This is a genomic window from Staphylococcus sp. Marseille-Q1834 (assembly GCF_916858875.1).
GTDB classification, from domain to species: domain Bacteria; phylum Bacillota; class Bacilli; order Staphylococcales; family Staphylococcaceae; genus Staphylococcus; species Staphylococcus pragensis.
Map to the genome: position 1 here is coordinate 91592 of NZ_CAKASN010000001.1, position 25982 is coordinate 117573.

Consider the following 25982-nt stretch of genomic DNA (forward strand, 5'->3'; position numbering starts at 1 on the left):
ATTTTTTATGCATATTAACTATACCACGACTAAATATTTTATAAAATATTTAAAAACAGTTCATTCCAAGGTATTGAACAACATGGCTTAAAAACATCACTTTACTTTTGAATAAGAATATTTTTTGGTACGCTAAGTGCAATAACCTATAGGAGGAACGACTTATGATAAGTAAGAAGAGATGGGCTTTAAATTTAAGTTTAGCAAGTGCTGGTTTATTAGGCAGTCTATTTTTTATTAATAAAAGTAAAGAAGTGACAACGAATAAGCAAATTCCAAAGTTCTTTGATGGACAAGCACCGTATATCTTTGCACATAGAGGCGGTATGGCTGTGCGTCCAGAACAAACACAATTAGCTTTTGATAATGCAGTCGCTCATGGTTTAGACGGCTTTGAAACAGATGTCCGACTTACTAAAGATGAAGAATTAATAGTCTTCCATGACGCTACAGTAGACCGTACTACAAACGGCTCTGGCAAAGTCAGTGAGCATACTTTAGCAGAATTAAAACGTTTAGATGCCGGTTATCACTTTACAGATATTAATGGTGCGCATCCATATCGTGGACATGAACATGCAAAAATTTTAACATTCGATGAATTATTAAATATGTATCCTGAAAAGTATATTAATGTAGATTTAAAAGACGCGCCTAATAGTTACGAAGGCTCTGTTGCGCCAAATAAAATGTATGAAATTATTGTTAAAAATAATGCCCAACATCGTGTACTTGTAACAAGCTTCCATAAAGCGCAAAATGATCGTTTTAGAGCAATCAGTAAGAATGACGTTGCAATTGGAGCGAGCCAACAAGAAGTAGCTGAAGGTTTTGTAAAATTTAATACAGGTTTAGGTCACACTTACCAACCTGTCGCTGATACTTTCCAAATGCCATTAAAATTCAAAGGTATCCCTTTAACTTCACAACGTTTTATTCAATGGCTTAATTTACTGAATATCGTTCCAGGTTATTACGGTGTAAATAGTACGGATTTAATGAGCGATTTATATGCTAAAGGCGCACACACACTCGTTACAGATCGCCCGGACCTAGGTAAACAATTTAAATCTACTTTAATGAATACAACTAAATAATTTAGAATCAAAAAAAGTGAGACATAGTAGATGTCATAATACATCTGCCATGTCTCACTTTTATATATTATAAACTACAATTGCATGTGCCTCCTGTAGCACATCCGTTGTGATCCGTTTTAAAGAAAGGATTACCAGCTTCAATTTTCACATTTTCAGAAACAGAAAAAGCAATTTTACTTACTACTTCATCAATTAAATTTTGTAAGGCAACTTCTTTAGATTTGTAATCCATGACCACAGGTAACATTTCGTAAGCACGTTTACGGCGACGCGTATCCATCATGACATTTTGATAATCTGGATGATACTTTCCAAATCGCATCACTTCATCATATTTCATTTTAGATTTTAAAAACGCTTGATACATTAAATGTGCCTCATCATCATGATTTAATCTCTCTTGAGCTTCTCTATAATCATAATATAGTTCAGATTGTACAATCATATCTGATAACACATCTATATCATCTAAAATCGACATTGTTTCTTCAGTGTACATTAGTAAATGAGCCTCCTTTCTATAGATTATCTATAAAAACGCCATACTATTTCTCAACAAAGATAAGTGAATAATAATTTTTCATTACTTCTCCACCCATTTCATTATACTTCTTATTTAATATCCTTGAACGATGCATATCTGAATTCATCCAACTGTGAATAAGCGTTGGCACGTCATCAAAGTCGTAACCTACGTTTTGACTCGTTGATTTAAAATCAATACCCTCGTTATCAAGTTGACTTTTCAATGCTTCTTCTGTGAATTCGACATCTTCTTTACTTGTCGCTTCATATAAATTCATAGCGGCAATATGCGCGATATCTGCATTAACGGCTAAAGGTTTAATATCTTTTAATTTACGCATTTCATTTGTAATTTCATATAATGTCATGAGTTGATTTGGATTTTGTTCATACGGTAATTTACCTGCATCTTCCTCGTTTAATTCACCACCAACATCATTAGTTTCAGTGTCATCTTGTTCACTAGCTAATTGATACGGTTTTAAGAAAGCTAAGGCTTCTTTATCCAAATAACGTACGCCCATAATACGATTTGATTGTTGATCTACATAGATTTGTGCGTAAATCTTACCATACTTAATTAAAGCTTGCGTTTTAATATCTTCATCCGACAATTCAAATTTATACTCTTTACCATTGACTTTAAATGAGGGATCGGGATTGATACTTGTATTTTCGAAAATGTGAGAGGCACTTTCGTTGATTTTTAAAGAATCAATTTTAGCTTTTTGACCAGTAGCATAAACCGATTTGATTTTATCGTTTTTCGTTGAAACTATGTAATATTGTTGATCTCTTTTAAAGATATAGTTTGTAAAATTATCTTTATAAGGATAAACACGATTAGCTTGACCAAATTTATTTGTAAGGTAATGAATATCTTGGCCAATCCAAGTTCCTACTCCTTCTTTAGGTGCTGGATTTTCAGTTTCCGTTTGTGAATGAGGCGTTTTTTCTGTACGAGTCGTGTTTGTAGATTTATTAGGATTTTCTAATACATCAAATTTTAACCGTGGTGAGTAAAATAAATATATTAAAAAAACTACTAAAAATATCACGCCTAAAACTTTAATAATTAATTTTGCCATCTTTCACCCACCTATTTTGAATTATATCTATTGTACAAAATATCTAATTTAACAATCAAGATATCTATATCACACAGAAAACTTAAAATACTCAAAGTAGTTTATACCTATTTTACAAACACATTAAACGCGATTAGATTAATAATTTTTAAAAATTTTCATCATTTTAACTACTTAACAATATAATTTTAAAACAGTGCCATTATTATATAAAAAACCCTTCAAAGCTTTCATTTTTCAATGTCTACTTTGAAGGGTACATCTTAAATTTTATCTATGCGCTTATTTACTTATAAACCAAGTGTTGCTTTAATTAATGAAGTTGTTTCCCCACCTGGATAAAAGACATAAAGTAATAAGTACACAACCACACCAGTGATGGCTGTAAAGAACCAAATAACTGACGCTACAGGTCCTGCTTTTCTGTGCCAATTAAATTTATCCTTAAATGCAGTGATAATTTGTATTAATCCTAATACCCCTCCAATTGTAGCAAGGTTAATGTGGAATATTAAGAAAATTTTATAATACGTTCTTACAGAATCAGGACCACCAAAATCGGTATTCCCTAAGAATATTGTTCGCGTTGCGTAAATAATAAAGAACGTTAATGCAAAGCCTGCTGCCCATAACATTGTTTTTTTGTGCTTATCAATATGACGATGCCAGATTTGCCACCAGCCGATTGCCACGAGAATAGCACTAATAACAATACAACTTGTACTAATCGTTGGTAGAATTGGTAAATTCATAAGTTTCATCCTTAGTTACTTTAATAATTTTAAATCATTTTAATTAACGAAACGACCACAACTAAAACAAAAAAGACTACTAAATAATTTAGTGAATAAATAAACATTTTTGTTGCCCATTTAGTTTGATCAGTATTTTTCTTGAATGTTGTTAGGCCTACATAAATCCAACCAAGATTTAATAACGTCGCTAACACGACAAAAGTAGTGCCTAAACTTGATAATAAGAATGGTAATGGAAGTAATAAAACTAACCAAATAAACATGCTTACTCTCGTACGTTTGAAACCTTTAACTGATGGTAACATTGGAATATTAGCTAATGAGTACTCATCACTACGTTTAATTGCTAATGCATAGAAATGAATTGGTTGCCAACAAAAAACAACCAAGAATAATGCAATTGCAGCTAAACTAATATTTCCATCAATAGCAACCCAGCCAATTAATGGTGGTACTGCCCCAGGGAAACTTCCCACTACTGTATTCCAAGTTGTATGTCTTTTAGACCATATAGAATAATAAGACACATAACCTACAATGCCGATAAGGCCTAATACACCTGATGGTACATTTAATAAGAATAAGCAAGCCTCTCCTACTAACATCATACCGAAACTTAATAATAATAAGTGTTTATCTGAAATTCTATCATTTACTGTCGGTCTATTTTGCTTGCTTGGCATAATACTATCGATATCTTGGTCATAGTAATTATTTAATGCACAAGCGCCACCCATAATTAATGTCGAACCAATCAACATTAAAAGAATTTGAGGTATTGACGATAGGAAGGAATGATTTGTCATCACAACCGCCAACCAAGCACCAGCAAATGCAGGAATTAAATTACCTTGAACTAAACCCATTTTAATAATTTGCTGTAATTCTTTAAAACTCACACGGTCAGAGTGTTGTGATAAAGTTTGTTCTTTACTCATGGTCCCCCTCCTTAATTTTTCCATATAGTACTATGATATAGTAATTATTAATAAATGACTAGTTTATATGAAATTAAATTGTGACACTTTAACGACATTATATGTGAGTAATTTTTTGTTACTATGTAATGTTGTATAATTGAATTGATATTATGAATCTAAAAATATAGACATTAAATCAGGCTATGTTATCGTATAATGATTAGCATTGAAATTCCTGAATTAATGATGGGGTGTTTAACATTGTTTAATAAACGAAACCTTAAATGGTTATCAGTATTAGCCACAATTATAATGGCAATGGTACAACTTGGTGGTGCACTGGTAACTAAGACGGGGTCTGAAGATGGTTGTGGTTCCTCATGGCCACTATGTCATGGTGCCTTACTACCTCAGAACTTGCCAATCGCTACTATTATTGAATTAAGCCATCGTGCTGTATCCGGCATTTCATTAATTATAGTTCTATGGCTTGCCATAACGGCTTGGAAAAGAATCGGGTATATCAAAGAAGTTAAACCATTAGCAGTGATAAGTGTTGCCTTTTTATTAGTTCAAGCATTAATTGGTGCAGCTGCAGTAATCTGGCAACAAAACTCTTATGTTTTAGCGCTTCACTTCGGCATCTCACTTATAAGTTTCTCTTCTGTATTCGTCTTAATGCTCATTATTTTCGAAGTAGATAAGAAATATGAAGCCGATGAGTTATTCATTAAAAAGCCATTAAGAACACTTTCATGGATAATGACAGTGATTGTTTATCTCACTATTTATACAGGCGCATTAGTTAGACATGCGAAAGCAAGTTTAGCATATGGTGCATGGCCATTACCTTTTGATGATATTATCCCGCATACTGAACAAGACTGGGTACAATTCGCTCATCGTGGTATGGCATTTATCACTTTCTTTTGGATTATGATTACTTTCATTCATGCCGTAAAGAATTACTCAGAGAATCGTACAATTAGATACGGTTATACAGCTGCATTTATTTTAATCATTATCCAAGTTGTAACTGGTGCACTCTCCGTTATAACGCATGTTAACTTAATTATCGCATTAATCCATGCATTATGTATTACTATTCTATTTGGTTTAATCGCTTACTTTATTTTACTTATGCTTCGATCAATTAGAAGCGATCGTCGAATAAAATAAAATAACAATAACAATAAAAGAAGCCTTGGACATTATATTAAATGTCCAAGGCTTCTTTACATCTAGGCAGCTGCTAACTGAATTGTGCTGCCCCCCATAAAGTTAGACTAAGAATCCTAAATTTATAGGGGGGCACATCAAAGCTACGTTTGTACTAAGCTTTTTACAATTCTAGTTAGTCTTGCCGGGGAGCGAGTCTCCCAAACATAGAGATTATTCATAAGGAAAGTCTAAAGTTCGGGGCTCCAGGACAGAGAATTTCATTAAGAAATTCCACCAACAAAGCAAGCTGGGGTTGGATGACGGAATTACTTAAATTTCTATCCCTCTGTTTTTTCAATTTCTATTAATAAGTCACCTGTAGCAATTGCATCACCATTAACTACTGTAACTTTCTTGATAACACCATTGAATGGTGCTTGAATTGTAGTTTCCATCTTCATTGCTTCTGTAATAAGCAGTGGTTGATTCATTTTCACTTCATCGCCAACAGCCACTTTTACTTCCGTTACAGAACCAGGCATTTGAGCCCCAATATGATTTGGATTTGCTTTATCTGCTTTAGGTTTCACATTCGCATTGGTTTTAATATTTTCATCTTTAATATTAATGCGACGTGCTTGACCATTCATCACATAATACAATGTACGGTTACCTTTTTCATCAGGTTCACTAATCGTTTCTAATTTAATAATTAATCGTTTACCTGTATCAATTTCAATTTCTACTGTTTCACCGTTACGCATACCAAAGAAGAATGTTGGAGTATCCAAGAGTGACAAATTACCGTATTGTTGTTTCGTTTGAATGTATTGATCAAATACCTTTGGATACAATACGTAACTAATGATATCTTGTTCAGTAACTTCACCATATTCTTTTTCATTAAGCTCTTGTCTAATCGCTTCAAAGTCTACTGGTTCTAAGTATTCCCCAGGACGTTCAGTTAATGGCTGTTGCCCTTTTAAAATAACATCTTGTAATTTTTTATTAAATCCATTAACCGGTTGACCAATATCACCTTTAAAGTATGAAACAACAGATTCAGGGAAATCTAATTTATAACCTTGCTCGATAACTGCTTGTTCATCCAAATCATTTTGTACCATATAAAGTGCCATGTCGCCCACTACTTTAGATGATGGCGTTACTTTGACTATATCTCCAAATAAGAAGTTAACGCGACGGTACATGTCTTTAACTTCATTGAAGCGATTTCCTAATCCTAAACTTTTAGCTTGTTGACCTAAGTTAGAATACTGACCACCTGGCATTTCGTGTTGATAAATTTCTGTATTAGGCGATTTAATATCACTTTCAAAGTCGCTATAGTATGGACGAACATTCCCCCAGTAATGGCTAAGCTCTTCAAGTCCTTTAATATCCGTACGCATATTTCGACTAAAGCCATTTAATGCATAATATAAAGAGTTTGCACTTGGCTGACTTGTTAAACCACTCATTGAAGCAATCGCTGTATCGATAATGTCTACGCCCGCATCGATAGCTTCTTTATAAATTAATAAACCATTACCGCTTGTATCATGCGTATGCAAATGAATTGGTAAGTCAACTGCAGCTTTTAATTCTCCAATTAGTTCATAAGCTGCTTTAGGTTTTAATAAGCCGGCCATATCTTTTATTGCCAAAATGTGGAACCCTTCGCGCTCAAGTTCTCTAGCTAAATTAACATAGTATTCTAATGTAAATACGTTTGAACGCTCTGGATTTAAAATATCACCAGTATAACAAATCGCACCCTCTGAAATTTTACCAGCTTTTTGTACCGCTTCATTTGCAACTTTCATCTGGTCAACCCAGTTTAATGAGTCGAAAATTCTAAAGACATCTACGCCTGCTTTTGCACTTTCAGCTACAAACTTTTCGATGACATTATCAGCATAGTTTTTATAACCTACTGCATTTGAAGCACGTAATAACATTTGGAACAACACATTTGGAATAGCAGCTCTTAATCTTTCTAAACGTTCCCATGGGTTTTCTTTTAAGAAGTTATAGGCAACATCAAATGTTGCACCGCCCCACATTTCTAATGAAAAGCTATCTTTAAAAACTTCAGCTGTTTTAGAAGCAATATTCATCATATCTTTCGTACGAACTCGCGTAGCCAATAAAGATTGATGAGCATCACGGAAAGTCGTATCTGTGATTAAAACATCCTCTTGTGCGCGTACCCAATCTGCTACTGCTTTAGGCCCTTTATCATCAAGTAATTGCTTTGTTCCATTCAATTGGGCAATTTTATTATGAGAAATACGAGGAATAGACGCAGCTTCATAATCTGGTTTCTCACGTTTTTCTACATTTGGGAAACCATTAATCGTAACATTTCCAATATACTCTAATGTTTTTGTACCACGGTCTAATGTTGGTGCAATTTTAAATAGTTCCGGTGTTTCCTCAATGAATTTAGTTGTATAATCGCCACTACGGAATTTTTCATTTCGCATTACATTAACCAAGAATGGAATATTCGTTTTAACTCCACGAATACGCATTTCTCTTAAAGAACGTTCCATTTTTTCTTCTGCTTGTTTAAAAGTCACAGCATGCGTAGATAATTTCACTAATAATGAATCATAATAAGGTGAAATTTCAGCACCTTGGAAACCGTCACCTGCATCTAAACGTACACCGAAGCCACCACTTGAGCGATAAGCAATAATTGTGCCAGAATCAGGCATGAAATCATTAGTTGGATCTTCAGTTGTAATTCGACATTGAATGGCATAGCCTAATGTTTGTATCTCTTCTTGTTTAGGCATTGCAATGCGTTCATCAAATAAATTTGCACCATCGGCAACTAATATTTGAGTCTTCACAATATCAATACCAGTAATCATTTCAGTGATAGTGTGTTCTACTTGGACACGAGGATTTACTTCGATAAAGAAGAACTCATCTCCAGAAACAAGGAATTCTACAGTACCTGCATTGACATATTTAATATTGTTCATTAATTTTAAGGCTGCTTCACATATACGTTCTCTTAATGCATTAGAAAGGCCTACTGATGGTGCTACCTCTACAACTTTCTGGTGACGACGTTGCACTGAACAATCTCGTTCATATAAATGTACAATGTTACCATATTCATCACCGATAATTTGAACTTCAATATGTTTAGGATTATCAATGTATCTTTCAATATAAACTTCACTATTACTGAATGATTTAGCTGCTTCAGATTTAGCACGGTTAAAGGCATCTTCTAACTCACTTTCCTCACGAACGATACGCATTCCTTTACCGCCACCACCACTAGTTGCTTTAATCATAAGTGGGAAACCAGCTTCATGAGCAAAGCTTTTCGCAGCTTCGAAGTTTTCGATTGGACCATCTGTACCTGGAATAACTGGTAAATCTGCTTTAATAGCAGTCGTTCTCGCCTTAACTTTATCTCCAAACATATCTAAATGTTCAAGATGAGGTCCAATGAATATTATGCCTTCCTCTTTACAACGATGCGCAAAGTGCTCATTCTCACTAAGGAAACCATAACCCGGATGAATCGCATCTACACCAGCATGTTTAGCTACTTCAATAATACGTTCAATATTTAAGTAACTTTCTGCCGGTCCTAAATCTTTCCCCACTAAGTAAGATTCATCGGCTTTATATCTATGTAATGAATTCTTATCTTCATTAGAATAAATGGCTACTGTTTGAATATCTAATTCTGTTGCTGCTCTGAAAATTCTAATTGCAATTTCACCACGATTGGCTACTAATAACTTTTTTATATGTTTCAAAGAATGAACACCCCTTTATAGTTTGAAAATTCTAACTAATTAGATAATAAGATTTTATACTAAAATAATTTAGAAAGCTATTTATTTTTTCAAATTAAGATTTTACTAAACTAGTGCGTTTTACTTATCATAATTACAAATGAATAACTAAATATTATTGTAATTAATAACTTTATGTTATCATTTTCTAAATATAACTTCTACTTAGATAAGGCTACTTTCATAAATATTCACATAAATGTAAAAAACCTTTACAAGATCGAATAAGGTCATCAATCTTATAAAGGTTAAAGTTCATTTAATTTAATTATATTGTCTCGGAATATCGACCTTTTGTTTTTTAGTTTTCATAGCCCGATTTTCATCCATTTTAATTTGTTTAGCTACAAGTAGTAGTAGACCCATTGCTATACTTAAACTTAACATCGATGATCCACCAAAACTAATAAATGGTAGAGGCACACCTGTTAAAGGAATAGTAGCTGAAATACCACCTAAGTTTACGAAGGTTTGACTTCCTATGTAACTTGCTACACCTACACAAATAAGTTTATAGAAATAAGAAGGTGTCTTCGCTGCTAAAACAAACGCACGGTAAACGATAAAGAATAATAAACCAATTACTAATAAACCACCTAGTAAACCAAGTTCTTCACAAATTACTGCAAATATAAAGTCCGTATGCGCTTCTGGTAGATACCCAAGTTTCATAATACTATTTCCTAAGCCACGGCCAAAGAGGCCGCCATTACCGATAGCCATTAGTGAGTTTGACAGATGATAACCCGTACCTGATTCTGAATCAAACGGATTTAATAATACACTAAAACGTGCTTTTAAATAATGAGGCATTAAACCAGTTACAAGTGCTAATCCCGCCACCACTATAAAACTAACAACCACTAATAAAAACGGTTTTAAAAACTTTTGAACGCCTATACCAGCGAAGATAAACATAGCAAATACAATGATTAAGATAAGCATAGTTTGTCCAATATCGCGTTGGAATAATACCATACCAACACATACGATGATTAAAATAATAGGTTGTTTTATCAGACCAACCTTTTCTCTAACTTGAGGCAATTTTCTACTAATAACATAAGAGATATATAGTATTAAAGCGATTTTTAATAATTCAGAAGCTTGTAGGTTCATAAAGCCTAAGTTAATCCAACTTTTTGATCCGTTAATATTTTTACCAATGATTAAAGTAAGGAATAAGAGAGCAAATATGATAGACATAATCCACATTTGTACTTTAATTTGTTGGAATACTTTAATATTAAGCATAAACGCTATAAAGAAAACGACTATAAAACTCATAATTACATAAATAAGTTGTCTATTGTAAAAATATGTTCCAGACACTTCAATACCGCCTGTTAATGTTCCTTTTGTAGCAGCCACCATACTTGCGCTGTACACCATCACAAGACCAATTAAACATAAAACCACATATGTAATTAATAATGGATAATCGATAAACTTAGCCATTCTACCTATGTATCGAAAAAAATTTTTTAAGTTATTCATAAAAATGATCATCCAATTCTAAAATTTTAAAATATCTATGTTCATTGAAATTAATTTCATAACAAAAACTGTCTCAACTATTATATACTTTACACTTACTGTTTCACAAACATTAACTAAAACAAAGTATATAACTATCTAAAATGCAAAATGACTGAAAATATTATTATCATAATATTTCAGCCACAATCATACGCTATATCATATGTAAACACATACGTAAGCTTGCAATTATATCAATTTAAATAGCATCATCATACTAATATATTTAATCAAGAGTCAACTTACACGTTTGTGAATGCTTCATGTAACTTAGATAATTCTTTTTCTAAACGAAGCATTAAGTTTTTACCGTCTTCTTTATCAACTAAGCCAAGTTTAACAGCAAAGTCCACTTCTTTTTGTAGACCAAACATTTGTGTGTCGAGAACTTCTTCATATAACGGGCAAGATGGCAATGTTAAATTATCCATTTGAACTTTAATTAAATGTAAGATTCTATCTGCATCTTGATTTAATTGTTCGTAAGCCACGTTCTTCATATTCGATTGCTTCGGCACCACATACTCCCCCTATCATTAAATATCTTCATGTAAAAAGTTTATCTCACTCGATATTAAAAAGCAAGTTAATTCAGTGAATAGGAAATTTTAAATGTGATAAAATAATGTTTATAGAACGAAATTAGGGAGTGGGCAAAATATGATTCAAATCAAAGGCGCAGTCAAGTTCCCTATCACTTTAGATAGCACAACTTGGATTTTTGATGATAGAAAAGTAAAGATAGAAGACATAGAAAATGGCGTATTCGATGGAAATAAACCTGTTAAATTTGAAGATAATCGCGAATGGAATAGAGCGATTTTAGAAGGACAAACAAATCCGCCAACATTAAATTCAGAAATTAAATATCGTAAACGTTCAGTATTAGAAGATTCATTTGCAATTAATATGACACCGTTTTTCAAAAATGCAGAACCATCTGAAAATGCAACAAAGATTAAATTATATAATAATAAAGATTCAATTGAAGTACCAATGGAATTATTACCTTATCTCTTCTTCCAATTTGCTAAAGATGGCAAAAGATTATATGACGACAACTCAGTAGATAGCTTTGTATACAATCCTGATGATCAATGTTATTCATATGAGTTTAAGTATGTTACTCATATTGAGGTGATTTAATTTGCGTGAAGTTCAATGTATCATTTGTGATACGAAGGTATTAATTGATGAGAATACCGTTGAAGCCAAACGCTTGCGCAATAATCCGATTCGAACATTTATGTGCGATGATTGTAAGAGTCGCTTAGACAGACCTAAACAACGACTTAACAACGCTGAGTATTTGGTACTGTCGCAAGAAGATGAATATTAAATAGATTAATATATTAAAGAACGAGGGTATGAAATCTTGGCAATTTAAAGATTTCATACCCTCGTTGTATTTAATCAAGATGATTATTCGTCTTGCATCATTTGTTTAACACGTTTTGCTTCTTTTTCACGTGCTGATTTGTTTAAGATTTTCTTTCTTAAACGGATGCTTTGTGGTGTTACTTCCACTAATTCATCGTCGTTAATATATTCTAATGCTTCTTCAAGCGTTAAGATTCTTGGACGGTTCATTGTTTGTGTTTGGTCTTTTGTAGCTGAACGTACGTTAGTTTGATGTTTTGCTTTAGTGATGTTAACTGTTAAGTCATTCTCACGATTATGTTCACCAACAATCATACCTTCATAAACTTCAGTACCTGGTTCCATGAAGTTTACGCCACGGTCTTCTAAGTTAATAATCGCGTAAGCTGTTGCTTGACCTTGGTCCATTGAGATTAATGCACCGTTACGACGTCCACCAATTTGCGCTTTAACGCGTGGTCTAAATTCTTCAAATGTATGGTTGATAATACCATAACCACGTGTCATAGACATAAATTCAGTAGTGTAACCAATCATACCACGAGCTGGTACTAAGAAGATTAAGCGTGTTAAACCATTGTCAGTTGTGATCATGTCTAACATTTCACCTTTACGTGCACCTAATGATTCGATAACTGCGCCAGCATTTTCAGAAGGCACTTCACATTGTACACGTTCAAATGGTTCACTTAAGACACCATCAATTTCACGTAAAATAACTTGTGGTTTAGATACTTGAAGTTCGAAACCTTCACGTCTCATATTCTCGATAAGAATTGATAAGTGTAATTCACCACGACCTGCTACAATCCATGTATCTGGAGAATCAGTTGGTGTTACTTTTAATGATACGTCTGTTTCAAGTTGTTGATCTAAACGTTCTTGAATTTGACGTGCCGTTACGTAGTCACCTTCACGACCAGCAAATGGAGAGTTATTTACTTTGAATGTCATTTCAAGTGTTGGTTCATCAATACGTAACACTGGTAATGCTTCTTGATGTGTAGGTGGTGTAACCGTTTCACCTACGTTAATATCTTCCATTCCTGATACAGCGATTAAGTCCCCTGCTTGTGCTTCTTCAATTTCTTCACGTTTTAAACCGAAGAAACCAAAGATTTTAGTAACACGGAAGTTTTTAACTGTGCCATCTAATTTAATTAATGATACGTTATCTCCTACACGCATTTTACCTCTGAACACACGACCAATACCAATACGGCCTACATAGTCATTATAATCTAATAATGCTACTTGGAATTGTAATGGTTCCTCATGGTTATCAATCGGTGCTGGTACGTATTCAAGAATTGTTTCGTATAATGATTGCATGTTTTCATCTTGTTTCTCAGCATCAAGACTTGCAGTACCATTGACAGCTGAAGCGTAAACAACTGGGAAGTCTAGTTGTTCATCGTTTGCTTCTAATTCGATGAATAAGTCTAATACTTCATCTACTACCGCTTCGGGTCTAGCAGCTGGTTTATCAATTTTATTTACAACTACTACAGGTTTTAAGTTTTGTTCAAGTGCTTTTTTAAGTACAAAACGTGTTTGAGGCATTGTACCTTCGTAAGCATCTACTACAAGTACTACACCATCTACCATTTTCATAATACGCTCTACTTCGCCACCAAAGTCAGCGTGTCCTGGTGTATCTAAGATGTTAATTCTTGTTCCTTTATAATTAACTGCAGTATTTTTCGCAAGAATTGTAATACCACGTTCTCTTTCTAAATCGTTAGAGTCCATTGCTCTTTCATCGACATGTTCATTCTCTCTGAAAATACCAGATTGTTTTAATAATTCATCAACTAATGTTGTTTTACCATGGTCGACGTGAGCAATAATTGCAATATTACGTACATCTTCTCTTCTATTAGTCATTTTATTATATCCTTTCTTGAGTAAACTCCCACTTTTAATTACAACTGTTTTATTATATCATATAATTAAGAAAAGATAAGTAAAAGGTGGGGTATGGGATGGAAAAACCAAAGTCTAAAGGTATATTTTGGGTACTATCTATTCTAGCAGTATTGTTCTTAGTGCTATTTAGTTTTAGCGCAGGTGCAGCTAGCGTTCCAATGATGATTTTAACATTTATACTTTTCATTGCAACATTTGGTGCAGGTTTCGCGCTTAAGAAAAAATATCGTGAAAATAATTGGTTATAATATATACAGTCTCAACTATTCACTCATAACATTACAAGTTATAGATGAATAGTTGAGACTTTTTTATTTTCTAAAGCGTTGATGTAATTCAGTCAATACGTCTTTATGTGGGTTAAGAAAATCTTCAAGAATTTCTTTGTGCACTGCTTGATTTCCAATTACAATTGAATTCGGGCTGGCAATAGATAATGTTTCACCTAATAAGTTACTACCGACGCCCCCTACTTCATTTAATATAATTAATCCACCTGCAAAATCCCATGGCTGTAATCTAGGGGTGATATAAGCAGCTAATTGTCCTTTCGCCACACTTACAATTTCTAATGCTGCACTACCATAGGCTCTACAACTTCTACATTCATTGACAATTTCTGAGAAGATAGGCCCCATCTTAGGTTTTGTAACCCAATTAGGATTAATACCTATTAAACTTTGTTTTAATTGTGTATCTTCTATTGAAGGTAGTGAATGTTTATTTTCATAGGCACCTTCACCTACCTTCGCATGATATAGCACATCTTTCATTACATCATAAACGAACCCAGCATAAGGTTCTCCATTGCGGTAAATACCAACGGAAATCGCAAAGTTCTCTTGTTGATGCACAAAGTTTAATGTGCCATCAATAGGATCCACGACCCATACAACACCATCAATATTCTCTAAATCATGTCCATGCCCCTCTTCGCCAATGACATGATGTTCTGGATAATTGTTAGATATTGCTTCGTAGATATAATTTTCTGTTGCTTTATCTACATTTGTCACTAAATCATTGGGATTGGATTTAGTTTCAATATTTAATTCTTCTTTCATCATCGTTCTTACTTTATTTCCAGCTTCTAATACTAAGCCTTTAGCAAAATCGTATAATGACATTTCATCATCTCCTGTTGCTTTCTATTATACAGAATTTCATGCAAATGAACTAAGTAATGCCTCTTTATATCGTATCATTGAATCATTACCTATTATTTAGCTTTACAACATTGTATACCTTATTTTAATCACTTTAAACGCTTTCGCTTCTTAAGACGGCTCATAATGTAATCAGTTCAATCTATGCTACAATAACTTTAAGTTAATTTTTCTGAAAAGGAGTACTAAATATGACGCAATATACCTTTAGCCCTAAAGATTTTGAAGTATTTGACGTAGATGGTTTAGATGCACGCATGGAAGCATTGGATAAACACGTAAGACCTCAACTTCATCAATTAGGCGATTATTTCGCTGAATACTTTACCTCACAAACTGGAGAAACATTTTATGCACACGTAGCAAAACATGCACGTAGAAGTGTGAATCCACCTAAAGATACTTGGGTTGCCTTTGCACCTAATAAACGTGGTTATAAAATGTTACCTCATTTCCAAATTGGTTTATTCAGAAATCAATTATTCTTAATGTACGGTGTGATGCATGAAGGTAAAGATAAAGCTGAACGTATTAAAGTGTTTGATAAACATTTTGATGAATTAAGAAATTTACCAGAAGATTATCGCGTAAATTTAGATCATATGAAAGAGGGTAAACCGCTTATTAAAGATTTAAGTGACGACGAGTTGCACCAAGCAATCGACCGTGTTAAAAATGTGAAAAAAGGCGAATTCTTTGTGGCACGTGTGCTTGAGCCTACAGATAAACGTCTTAAAACTGATAAGGACTTTTTATCATTTATTAAAGAAACCTTTGATGAATTCTTGAAGTTCTATTAAACTGTATCATTAAATTAGTAACTTTAAACGATAGATATACGTCTATTGTTTAAAGTTTTTTATTAACATTATTTTTTAGGTTGACCTAACTTTTTAATTAGGTTAATATAATCAAAAAGAAATCAGGAAGTGTTATTAATGTCCACCAATAAAAATCAAACACAACTTAGTCTAGATGAAATTAACAACACTGTTGATTTTAGTGGTGATAAAAGTGTCAGTCAGAAATTTTTAGCCTTTTTAGGCCCTGGGTTATTAGTCGCCGTTGGTTATATGGATCCAGGAAATTGGATTACATCTATGCAAGGTGGTGCTCAGTTTGGTTATACCTTACTCTTCGTGATCCTTATTTCAAGTTTATCGGCTATGCTATTACAAAGTATGACCGTTCGTTTAGGTATTGCTACGGGGAAAGATTTAGCGCAAATGACCCGCCATTATTTAAATAGACCTATTGCTATTACATTCTGGATTATAGCTGAACTTGCTATCATCGCTACTGATATAGCTGAAGTCATTGGTAGTGCCATTGCCTTAGATTTGTTATTTAATATTCCATTAATTGTGGGTGCATTGATTACGGTACTAGACGTCTTCTTATTACTATTCATTATGAAATTTGGTTTCCGTAAAATTGAAGCAATCGTAGGTACCTTAATATTTACTGTACTCGTTATTTTCATATTTGAAGTTTTTGTCTCTTCACCACAAGTAACTGATATTCTTAATGGCTTTATTCCCCATCAAGAAATTGTGACGAATCATAGTATTCTATATATTGCATTGGGTATTATAGGTGCGACGATTATGCCTCATAATCTGTATTTGCATTCATCAATTGTTCAATCGCGTAAATATAACCGTGAAAGTAATGAAGATAAAGCACAAGCGATTAAATATGCAACCATCGATTCAAATATTCAATTAAGCATTGCTTTTATTGTTAATTGTTTATTATTAGTGTTAGGTGCTGCTCTTTTTTATGGGGTTAATGCAGACAAACTAGGTGGTTTTTATGATTTATATCACGCACTTCAAACGCAACCTATTTTAGGACTAGTATTAGGAAGTGTAATGAGTACATTATTTGCCGTCGCTTTACTGGCTTCTGGCCAAAATTCAACCATTACTGGTACACTATCAGGGCAAATTGTAATGGAAGGCTTTTTAAAACTTTCTATTCCTAATTGGGTACGTCGTCTAATTACGCGAGGTTTAGCTGTTATACCCGTTATCGTTTGTTTAATTATTTTCCGCGGTAATGAAGGAAAAATGGAACAATTACTTGTTTTCTCACAAGTATTTTTAAGTATTGCATTGCCATTTTCATTAATCCCGCTTCAACTAGCAACGAGCAATAAGCAATTAATGGGACCATTCTATAATAAAACGTGGATAAATATTTGTTCTTGGAGTTTAATCGTAATTTTAAGCGTATTGAATATTTATTTAATCTTTGAAACATTTAAAGCGTTTTTTGCTTAATTTCAAATAAACATGATTAAAGCTACCTTTTAAAGTTGGAAAAATTAACTAAACTTTAAAAGGTAGCTTTATTTTAAAAATAATTAATAAATATAGGGATCATCTTTTTTACGAGATTGATATTCCTCGTCTGGGCGCCATTCACTCCTATGCGCGTTATTTCTGTTTTCCCTTCTATTTTGATTGTTATTTCTTTTTACAAACAACATAATAGCTACGATAAACCATAATACACTTGCTATTAAACTCATATTAACAATGCCTATTAATGCCGCAGTTATAAGTAAACATCCCGCTAATATGGGTCTATTTTTAATAATCAGTGTACCTACAATTCCTAAAATAGTTGAAAATAATAAGGTAGCTATCGAAAAAGTCATAGCAAAATTAACCATTTCAGGTGTTACCTTAACATTCTGATTGCTAAACTGATGCATCATTTGGTTATATTGTTCAGTAGTATTACTGCCATTTTTAACAATAAAAAAGGATATCAAAGACATTAGAAAATAAATAGCACTTAAACCACTCGCTATCCAAGCAAGAATTACTTCTACTTTACGGTTCACTTCATTTCCTCCTAATAATTTAATTTACTTAAATCTTACTAAAAAATTTTGTCTCTTACGACTAAAGATAAATATTTAAATAAAAAAGATTGAGACACCAATGAAGTATCTCAATCCTTTAAAATTATTCATCTTCTTTATGTTGATTATTCATCGATGTATTGTCTTCAGAATATTGTTCGTCTTTGTTTAAAATTTGTTTACGTTCTTCATAATTCATACGGCGTTGATTAACAGCGCTAGGTTGATTTTTACGTTTTTCTTTCATACGTTGATTATAAGCTTTACGTTTTTCTTTTTTCTTAGCTTTAATTTCAGCTTTTTCTTTTTTACGTTGCGCTTTTTCTTCTTTTTTATCTACCTTAGGTACCGCTTCAACTGATTCTGGTGCTTCATCATGAATATGTGAGTCAGCCTCTGGATTATACTGAGGTTGTTTTCTCGATTTTTGTTTGTATTTTGCTTGTCTAGAGAGTACGCCGGATGTATTTTCTTCTTCTGATGAATTATACTCTTCAGTGACTGCACGCTTAGGATATTGACTATATTTATCTTCCTCAGCATCATTCACTATATCTTGTTCATCTCTATATGAATGAGGTCTTTCCTCTTCATAATAATCATCTCTCTCATCATAACCTCTATCGTCATAATATGCTTGTTTACGACGCGTGCGACGTTCAGATTTTTTAGTTTTACGAGGAGGCGCCACATATTCTTCTTCATATTGTGGTGCTTCATAGTCATAACGTTCATCTTCGTAATAACGTCTATCGTCCTCATAATCATCTCTTGGACTATAACGCGGTTGATACTGTGGACCATGACCATAAGCTGGAACAGTTTCGATTTTACTTTTCCTAACAAACATCATAATCGCAATGATAAAGAAGAAAATCGGGATAATTAACGTTATGAATAATAATACTAAAGGCAATGTAATAATTGATGCAATTAAAAATAGAAAACCTGAAAGTATTCTAATATTCATAGAAATCAATGCTAAAAATGAAATTAATAGACAGACTATGAAATATACAATAATTGCCCAAACGCCATTTTGAAGCCAAATCACAAATTGTGTAGTATTTAAACTATTATTAGCTAAAATTTGTTGAATCAGCTCATTATTATTCATTGAGTTTTCAAGATTTTGAATGGATGTATCATTACTAAAAGATACGAGTGCAATAAACATTGTAATAACCGTCAATATCAATAAGAAAATCCAACTAAACCAACCTAAAAGTTTTTCAGTTAGACGACTCACAGGCCGTTTTATTTGCGTGTATCGTTCTCCTGACATTTATTACAACTCCTTAATTAACTTGTCAAATTATTATATCTAATTAATTATAAAATAACTACTATTTATAGTCTATTTTAACGACATTTTAAAGTTTAAGAAACTCTCGTTATATTCACCTAACGTTTTTTGACCTAAATCTTTATAAACTTCTAAACGTTGTTGTTCTTTTTGGGTAGGATAGAAACGATGATCGTCTCTTACTTCTTTAGGTAATAATTGTCGAGCCGCTTTGTTAGGAGTTGCATAACCTACCCACTCTGTATTTTGTTTATTATTTTTGGCATCCAATAAGAAATTCATAAATTTATATGCGCCTTCTTTATTTTGTGCAGTCTTCGGAATAACCATGTTATCAAACCATAAGTTTGAACCTTCTTTAGGAATGACGTAGTTATATTTATCTCCGTCTTCAACAAGTGGTGCTGCTACACCGCTCCATACGACTGCAATATTTCCTTCATTTTGTTGGAGCATCATTGTAACTTCATCACCTACAACACCTCTTACTTGTGGTGTGAGGTTTTTTAAGTCTTTTTCAGCCTCTTTAATATGTGCAGGATTTTTATCATTCAAACTATAGCCTAGCTTATTTAAAGCTAAGCCCATAATTTCACGCGCACCATCCACTAACAATACATCATTCTTATATTTTGGTTGATATAGATCGTTCCAACTGTCAAACTTTTCATTCGGATAAGCTTTTTTATTATATAAAATACCTACCGTACCAAAGAAATACGGTAATGAATATTGGTTATGTGGATCATATGCCATGTTCATATAATCAGAATCAAGATTTTTTATATTTGGTATCTTTTTGTGATCTAAAGGCAATAATAAATTTTCACGTTTTAATTTTTGTACCGTATATTCGCTTGGAAAAGCAACGTCATAGTGCGTACCGCCATTTCTAATTTTAGCTTCCATTGCTTCATTAGAATCAAATGTTTCGTACACCACTTGGATACCTGTTTCTTTTTCAAACTTTTTAATTAAATCAGGATCGATATACTCTCCCCAGTTATAAACATAAATCTCTTCACCAGTGTTTGTATTATCTTGTGACTTAAACCAATGGCTGATACCTAAACATATTAAACCAATCACTAACGCACCCAATATTAATTGTAAAAATTGTTTCACTGCTGTACACCTCGCTTAAAGGCTTGTCTTCGTTTTACAGCACGTTGAATTGCGTAATAGCCTATTACTCCAAGGACAATAGCGCCAAATAAAATAGTAGATATTGCATTAATTTCCATACTAATACCTTTACGCGCCATCGCGTATACTTCTACTGATAACACGCTGAACCCGTTACCAGTTACGAAGAAGCTGACTGTAAAATCATCTAATGAATACGTTAAAGCCATAAAGAAACCACCAATGATGGCTGGCATTAAATTAGGAATAAGTATTCTTCCTAAGACTTGAGATTCTGTTGCTCCTAAATCACGCGCTGCATTTAATATGTTATTGTTCATTTCATATAATTGAGGTAAAACAACAATAACTACAATAGGTATACAAAATGCAATATGTGAAGCAAGAACAGTACCAAATCCTAAACCAAGTCCAGTCAAATGACCCAAAGCGGTAAACATTATTAAGAATGAAGCACCAATGACTACATCAGAAGATACCATTAATACATTATTTAACGTTAATAATGTCACTTTGAACTTTTTATTCCTTAAATAAAATAATGCAATCGCACCAAATGTACCTATAATTGTAGAAATAGCAGCAGCTAATAATGCTACAGCAATCGTATTAAAAATAATAGACATTAGACGGTCATCTTGGAATAGCGTTTGATAATGCTCCAAAGTGAAATGTTCAAAATGAATCATATTTCCAGCTGAATTAAATGAATAAAACATTAGAAAGAATATCGGAACGTATAAGACGATTAATAGGAGTCCAATATAAATTTTTCCATACCACTTCACTTAATTCACCCTCTTCCATCTGTTGATTTAGATTTAGTAATAATTAATATAAACGCCATAAAAACGATAAGTACAATTGCAATTGTTGAACCCATGCCATAGTTTTGGATAACTAAGAATTGTTCTTCTATTGAGGTACCAATATTAATAACTTTATTTCCAGCTATCAATCTTGTAATCATGAAGAGTGATAATGCTGGAATAAATGTAACTTGAATACCTGTCATTACACCTTCTTTAGTTAACGGCATAATTACTTTTCTAAAAGTAGTGAAAGGATTAGCACCTAAATCACTTGATGCTTGCAATAAATTATTAGGTATTGCTTTCATACTATTAAAAATTGGCAAAATCATAAAAGGAATATAAATGTAACTTGCTACTAATAGAAACGCACCTGGCGTAAATAACATAGATGCCGATGGAATATGTAAAAAGTTTAAAAATTTATTAATCATTCCTTCATGACTAAGAATACCGATGAAGGCATATGTTTTAAGCAATAGATTAATCCAAGTTGGTATAATTAGTATCAGTAACCAAAGATTTTGATTTTTAGATGTACGTATAAAATAAGCTGCTGGGTAACTGATAATCAATGTGACTATAGTAATAAGCGCTGCATAAAATATAGAATCCCACATCATTTTCAAATATTTTAATGAAAATACTTGCTCATAGTTGGTAAAGCTGAAGTGTCCTTTTACATCAGTAAAAGAGAAATAAACAAGCAAAATCACAGGGATAATGATAAAGAACACCATCCATAAAAGATAGGGAATTATCAGTATCTTATTGAGATTACGCATGATCTATATCCTCATAACTTTCGATTCGTTTGTCGAACTCTTCTTCTGTTTCTCCTGGCACCATAATATGTATCGCTTCAGGATTGAAGAATAAGCCCACTTCACTACCCACTTCAGCTTTTTTCGTCGATTGAATAACCCATTCATAGCCTTTCCTATCTATACAGCAAATTTCATAATGCACGCCTCTGAATAGCATTGAATCTACTGTTGCTTTGAATAAGCCTTTATCGGATTCAATTAATGAAATATCTTCGGGACGGATGACGACTTCAACATTTTTATTAGCTGGAATCCCAGCATCTACACATTCAAAGTCTTGTCCATAAATATTTACCACAAAATCTCTTACCATTGTGCCTTCAACAATATTAGACTCACCTATAAAGTCAGCAACAAAACGGTTAACTGGTTCATCATATATATCCGTTGGTGTCCCAAATTGTTGGATTTTGCCATCTTTCATAACAAAGATATAATCGCTTAACGCTAACGCTTCTTCTTGATCATGTGTAACGAAGATAAAAGTAATGCCTAAACGCTTTTGTAATTCACGTAATTCATACTGCATCTCTGTACGCAATTTTAAATCTAGCGCTGATAATGACTCATCGAGTAGAAGTATTTCAGGCTCATTCACAATTGCTCTGGCAATCGCAACACGCTGCTTTTGTCCCCCACTCATTTCACTGATATTACGTTGTTCATAACCAGATAATTTTACTAGTTTTAACGCATCTTTAACTTTTTGATTAATCTCTTTTTTAGATTGCTTTTTTAGTTTCAAACCAAAAGCAATATTATCGAAAACATTTAAATGAGGAAATAGAGCATAATCCTGGAACACTGTATTCACTTTACGCTTATTCGCAGGCAAGTTTCCAATTGATTTATTTAAATAAATAATATCGCCATCATCCGGTTGTTCAAAACCTGCAATTAGCTTTAAAATCGTAGTTTTACCACATCCTGATGGACCAAGTAGTGTATAAAAGTGACCTGACTCTATTTCTAAATCCATATTATCTAGAATCGTTACATCATCGTAACCTTTCGTTACATTTTTAAATGATAACAATGGCTCCACTTCAATATTCCCCCTCTATAAATATGATGCTGTAGCAACAATTAAAATTTTAACTTCATTTGCCGTTTCATTATGTAATTGATGAATTTCATTAGCCCTAAAATATAATACATCTTCTTCTTTTGCTTGATATCGTTCTTTTCCTAAAGTGAGTGTGACACATCCTTCAAGACAGTAAATAAATGTGTCTGATTCAGAAGGTTCAAAGTGTTTATAAGAAGCGCCTGGTTTAATAGATAAGATCAGTGGTTCCATCTCAAATTCATTAGAGTTTGTAACTAACCAATTCAATATGTAGCCTCTATCATATTCATCGTAAATCGTTCTATCATTTTTCGTGTAAAGCACTTTTTCTTTAGATTTCTCTTTGAAAAAGTCACTTGGTGATGTTCCTAATACTTCTAATATATTTAAAAATGTTTCCATACTTGGCGAAGCATGTTGGCTTTCGATTTGCGAAATATAACCTTTTGATAAATCAGTACGCTCTGCTAATTCTTCTTGTGTTAAGTTCTTTTGACGTCGTAAGTTACGTAATTTAGTACCAATTTGCATATTTAACCACCTAAAAAAAGCTGTATCATGTTTAGTAATATTAAACATTTTGTTTAATGCTTAATAAAAATAACAAAATACAGCTTTAACTTCAATAGGTTTATAAAAATTATTCAAAATAAATCTTTTTAAGACCTATTTAATTGTAAAAATTGTGTCATTTATAGAGGTGACTAGTTTTTACCACTAAACGTTTGTTGTTCAGGGTGATTCTTTACATTTTGTACAGCTTTATAACTGTTATAGCCACTTTTATCTTCAAATTCTTTGAATAACGTTTTTTCTTCCGCCTTTCCAGGTACGATTTCTTTAAAACGTTTATAATGAGCCATTAAGTCAGCGCCATTAACAGACTGTTCATAATAGTTCTCTATTTTATTAAAAAATGCTATAACATCAACCATTTCTTCATTTGTCCAATCTAGATCTAATGGATATTGATATTCCATATACACTCCTCCTTTTCAAAAAATATAACTATCAATACTTTACTAATGCCCTTTTTACCACTTATATATTCAAAAAAAGGGTGGAACAATGAATTCTAAAGTGAATTCATAGTCCCACCCTTTAAAGATGTGTTGTTATTGAATAAATAGTCTAATTGACTAGATATTACATAGTGTGGATTGGCATTCCGATTGCTTTTTCAGCAGCTTCCATAGACATTTCACCTAAAGTTGGGTGAGCATGTACTGTTAATGCGATATCTTCAGCATTCATGCCAGCTTCAATAGCTAAGCCTAATTCTGAAATGATATCTGAAGCGCCATTACCAGCAATTTGTGCACCGATAACAGTTCCATCTTCTTTTAATGTGATAAGTTTAACGAAACCAGTAGTATCGTCTAATGATAATGCACGACCATTACCAGCATAAGGGAATTTAGATGCTTTGAAATCTAAACCTTCTTCTTTAGCTTGAGCTTCAGTGTAACCAACTTGAGCTAATTCTGGTTCAGTGAAGCATACAGCTGGCATACCAATGTAATCAACTTCTGAAGCTTGTCCTGAGATAGCTTCAGCAGCTACTTTAGCTTCATAGCTTGCTTTATGAGCAAGTGGTAAACCAGGAACGATATCACCAATTGCATAAATGTTGTCGATAGAAGTACGGCTTTGTTTGTCTACTTCTAATAATCCACGATCTGCGAATTTAATGCCTAATTCTTCTAAGCCTAATTCGTCAGTATTTGGACGACGACCAACTGTTACTAATACGTAATCAGCTTCGATAGTTTTTTCTTCACCTTTAGCTTCGTAAGTAACTTTAACGCCATTTTCAGTTTCTTCAGCATTTTTAGCCATTGCTTCAGTAATGATTTCAACGCCTTTTTCTTTCATGCCTTTTTTAACTGGTTGAACCATTTGTTTTTCGAAACCGCCAAGAATTTCTTTAGCGCCTTCTAAAATTGTAACGTCTGAACCAAAGTTAGCAAATGCAGTACCAAGTTCTGAACCAATGTAACCGCCACCTACAACGACTAATTTACCTGGAACTTCTTGTAAGTTTAACGCGCCAGTTGAATCGATAACACGTTTACCAAATTCGAAGTTAGGAATTTCAATTGGTCTAGAACCAGTTGCGATAATAGCGTTTTTGAAGTTATAAGTTTGAGCACTTTTTTCGTCCATAACACGTAAGCTGTTGTTATCTACGAAGTAAGCTTCACCTTTAACGATTTCAACTTTATTACCTTTTAATAAGCCTTCAACACCACCAGTTAATTTACTTACAACTGATTGTTTGAATTCTTGAACTTTGTCAAATTTAAGTGATACGCTTTCAGCGATTACACCTAAGTTTTCAGAGTGTTGAGCTTCTACAAAGCGGTGAGAAGCGTGTAATAATGCTTTAGAAGGAATACAACCAACGTTTAAGCATACACCACCTAAGTTACCTTTCTCAACGATAGTAACTTTTTGTCCTAATTGTGCTGCGCGAATTGCTGCAACATAACCACCAGGACCTGCTCCGATTACAATAGTATCTGTTTCAATTGGGAAATCTCCAACTACCATG

The 25982-nt window shown here is 33.1% G+C and carries 25 protein-coding genes; 7 read left to right on the forward strand and 18 right to left on the reverse strand.

Features of this window, described 5'->3' with window-relative positions; translation table 11 throughout:
- The first annotated feature begins 164 nt into the window (after positions 1-164).
- The gene (locus tag LIX58_RS00590) at positions 165-1097 is read left to right on the forward strand and encodes a glycerophosphodiester phosphodiesterase (protein ID WP_126565392.1); all 933 of its coding nucleotides are present in this window, start codon (positions 165-167) and stop codon (positions 1095-1097) included.
- Positions 1098-1164: 67 nt separating this feature from the next.
- Here the strand turns inward: LIX58_RS00590 and LIX58_RS00595 are convergent, their stop codons facing one another.
- The 4 genes from LIX58_RS00595 to cyoE form a co-directional block, all read right to left on the reverse strand.
- A complete protein-coding gene (locus LIX58_RS00595) occupies positions 1165-1599 on the reverse strand; it encodes a YlbF family regulator (protein ID WP_226385996.1) in 435 nt (144 codons plus the stop codon).
- A 46-nt stretch (positions 1600-1645) separates the two neighbouring features.
- A complete protein-coding gene (locus LIX58_RS00600; protein ID WP_154837885.1) occupies positions 1646-2713 on the reverse strand; it encodes a CAP-associated domain-containing protein in 1068 nt (355 codons plus the stop codon).
- Positions 2714-3003: 290 nt separating this feature from the next.
- The gene (locus tag LIX58_RS00605; protein ID WP_126565389.1) at positions 3004-3465 is read right to left on the reverse strand and encodes a DUF420 domain-containing protein; all 462 of its coding nucleotides are present in this window, start codon (positions 3463-3465) and stop codon (positions 3004-3006) included.
- Positions 3466-3494: 29 nt separating this feature from the next.
- The gene (cyoE, locus tag LIX58_RS00610; protein ID WP_126565388.1) at positions 3495-4406 is read right to left on the reverse strand and encodes a heme o synthase; all 912 of its coding nucleotides are present in this window, start codon (positions 4404-4406) and stop codon (positions 3495-3497) included.
- Positions 4407-4649: 243 nt separating this feature from the next.
- Between cyoE and LIX58_RS00615 the strand changes: the two genes are divergently transcribed.
- Entirely contained in the window at positions 4650-5567 is a 918-nt protein-coding gene (locus tag LIX58_RS00615) for a COX15/CtaA family protein (protein WP_126565387.1), read from the forward strand.
- Between the two features lie 320 nt (positions 5568-5887).
- Here the strand turns inward: LIX58_RS00615 and LIX58_RS00620 are convergent, their stop codons facing one another.
- From LIX58_RS00620 to LIX58_RS00630, 3 genes are all read right to left on the reverse strand, one after another.
- On the reverse strand, positions 5888-9340 hold the full coding sequence (locus LIX58_RS00620) for a pyruvate carboxylase (RefSeq protein WP_154837886.1): 3453 nt from the start codon (positions 9338-9340) through the stop codon (positions 5888-5890).
- Positions 9341-9643: 303 nt separating this feature from the next.
- Positions 9644-10876, reverse strand: coding sequence for a cell division peptidoglycan polymerase FtsW (gene ftsW / locus LIX58_RS00625; RefSeq protein WP_154837888.1), 1233 nt, complete (start codon positions 10874-10876; stop codon positions 9644-9646).
- A 284-nt stretch (positions 10877-11160) separates the two neighbouring features.
- Positions 11161-11436 (reverse strand): YlaN family protein, encoded by a 276-nt coding sequence (locus tag LIX58_RS00630; protein ID WP_126565384.1) that lies wholly within the window; start codon positions 11434-11436, stop codon positions 11161-11163.
- 142 nt (positions 11437-11578) lie between these two features.
- On the opposite strand from LIX58_RS00630, the gene LIX58_RS00635 reads away from it, so the two are divergent.
- Both LIX58_RS00635 and LIX58_RS00640 read left to right on the forward strand, forming a co-directional pair.
- Complete coding sequence (locus LIX58_RS00635) at positions 11579-12064, forward strand: hypothetical protein (RefSeq protein ID WP_154837890.1); 486 nt, start codon at positions 11579-11581, stop codon at positions 12062-12064.
- Position 12065: 1 nt separating this feature from the next.
- The gene (locus tag LIX58_RS00640; RefSeq protein ID WP_126565382.1) at positions 12066-12257 is read left to right on the forward strand and encodes a DUF2197 domain-containing protein; all 192 of its coding nucleotides are present in this window, start codon (positions 12066-12068) and stop codon (positions 12255-12257) included.
- Positions 12258-12340: 83 nt separating this feature from the next.
- Here LIX58_RS00640 and typA read toward each other — a convergent pair whose 3' ends face one another.
- Positions 12341-14185, reverse strand: coding sequence for a translational GTPase TypA (gene typA / locus LIX58_RS00645; protein WP_103365541.1), 1845 nt, complete (start codon positions 14183-14185; stop codon positions 12341-12343).
- A 98-nt stretch (positions 14186-14283) separates the two neighbouring features.
- Here typA and LIX58_RS00650 point away from each other — a divergent pair, with 98 nt between their 5' ends.
- Complete coding sequence (locus LIX58_RS00650) at positions 14284-14475, forward strand: DUF5325 family protein (protein ID WP_126565381.1); 192 nt, start codon at positions 14284-14286, stop codon at positions 14473-14475.
- Between the two features lie 63 nt (positions 14476-14538).
- Here LIX58_RS00650 and LIX58_RS00655 read toward each other — a convergent pair whose 3' ends face one another.
- Positions 14539-15354: an inositol monophosphatase family protein gene (locus LIX58_RS00655; RefSeq protein ID WP_226385997.1), complete on the reverse strand. Its 816-nt coding sequence runs from the start codon at positions 15352-15354 to the stop codon at positions 14539-14541.
- 230 nt (positions 15355-15584) lie between these two features.
- Here LIX58_RS00655 and LIX58_RS00660 point away from each other — a divergent pair, with 230 nt between their 5' ends.
- The gene (locus tag LIX58_RS00660) at positions 15585-16193 is read left to right on the forward strand and encodes a YktB family protein (RefSeq protein WP_226385998.1); all 609 of its coding nucleotides are present in this window, start codon (positions 15585-15587) and stop codon (positions 16191-16193) included.
- A gap of 138 nt (positions 16194-16331) precedes the next feature.
- Positions 16332-17678 carry an Nramp family divalent metal transporter gene (locus tag LIX58_RS00665; protein ID WP_154837896.1) on the forward strand — a complete coding sequence of 449 codons (1347 nt, stop codon included), beginning with the start codon at positions 16332-16334 and terminating at the stop codon, positions 17676-17678.
- An 83-nt stretch (positions 17679-17761) separates the two neighbouring features.
- On the opposite strand, the gene LIX58_RS00670 is transcribed toward LIX58_RS00665, so the two are convergent.
- The 9 genes from LIX58_RS00670 to lpdA form a co-directional block, all read right to left on the reverse strand.
- Positions 17762-18247 (reverse strand): DUF4064 domain-containing protein, encoded by a 486-nt coding sequence (locus LIX58_RS00670; protein ID WP_154837898.1) that lies wholly within the window; start codon positions 18245-18247, stop codon positions 17762-17764.
- Positions 18248-18371: 124 nt separating this feature from the next.
- Complete coding sequence (gene auxB / locus LIX58_RS00675; protein ID WP_154837900.1) at positions 18372-19553, reverse strand: lipoteichoic acid stability factor AuxB; 1182 nt, start codon at positions 19551-19553, stop codon at positions 18372-18374.
- A gap of 72 nt (positions 19554-19625) precedes the next feature.
- Positions 19626-20699 carry an ABC transporter substrate-binding protein gene (locus LIX58_RS00680; RefSeq protein ID WP_154837902.1) on the reverse strand — a complete coding sequence of 358 codons (1074 nt, stop codon included), beginning with the start codon at positions 20697-20699 and terminating at the stop codon, positions 19626-19628.
- Positions 20696-21508: an ABC transporter permease gene (locus LIX58_RS00685; RefSeq protein ID WP_154837904.1), complete on the reverse strand. Its 813-nt coding sequence runs from the start codon at positions 21506-21508 to the stop codon at positions 20696-20698. The genes LIX58_RS00680 and LIX58_RS00685 overlap by 4 nt, the downstream gene beginning before the upstream one ends.
- Before the next feature lie 5 nt (positions 21509-21513).
- Complete coding sequence (locus LIX58_RS00690) at positions 21514-22317, reverse strand: ABC transporter permease (protein WP_126565373.1); 804 nt, start codon at positions 22315-22317, stop codon at positions 21514-21516.
- Complete coding sequence (locus tag LIX58_RS00695; protein ID WP_226385999.1) at positions 22310-23404, reverse strand: ABC transporter ATP-binding protein; 1095 nt, start codon at positions 23402-23404, stop codon at positions 22310-22312. Before LIX58_RS00695 ends, LIX58_RS00690 begins: the two co-directional genes overlap by 8 nt.
- Before the next feature lie 15 nt (positions 23405-23419).
- Positions 23420-23959 (reverse strand): helix-turn-helix domain-containing protein, encoded by a 540-nt coding sequence (locus LIX58_RS00700; RefSeq protein WP_126565371.1) that lies wholly within the window; start codon positions 23957-23959, stop codon positions 23420-23422.
- Positions 23960-24132: 173 nt separating this feature from the next.
- Entirely contained in the window at positions 24133-24408 is a 276-nt protein-coding gene (locus tag LIX58_RS00705) for a UPF0223 family protein (RefSeq protein ID WP_126565370.1), read from the reverse strand.
- A 166-nt stretch (positions 24409-24574) separates the two neighbouring features.
- The gene (gene lpdA, locus LIX58_RS00710; protein WP_126565369.1) at positions 24575-25981 is read right to left on the reverse strand and encodes a dihydrolipoyl dehydrogenase; all 1407 of its coding nucleotides are present in this window, start codon (positions 25979-25981) and stop codon (positions 24575-24577) included.
- Position 25982 lies beyond the last annotated feature (1 nt).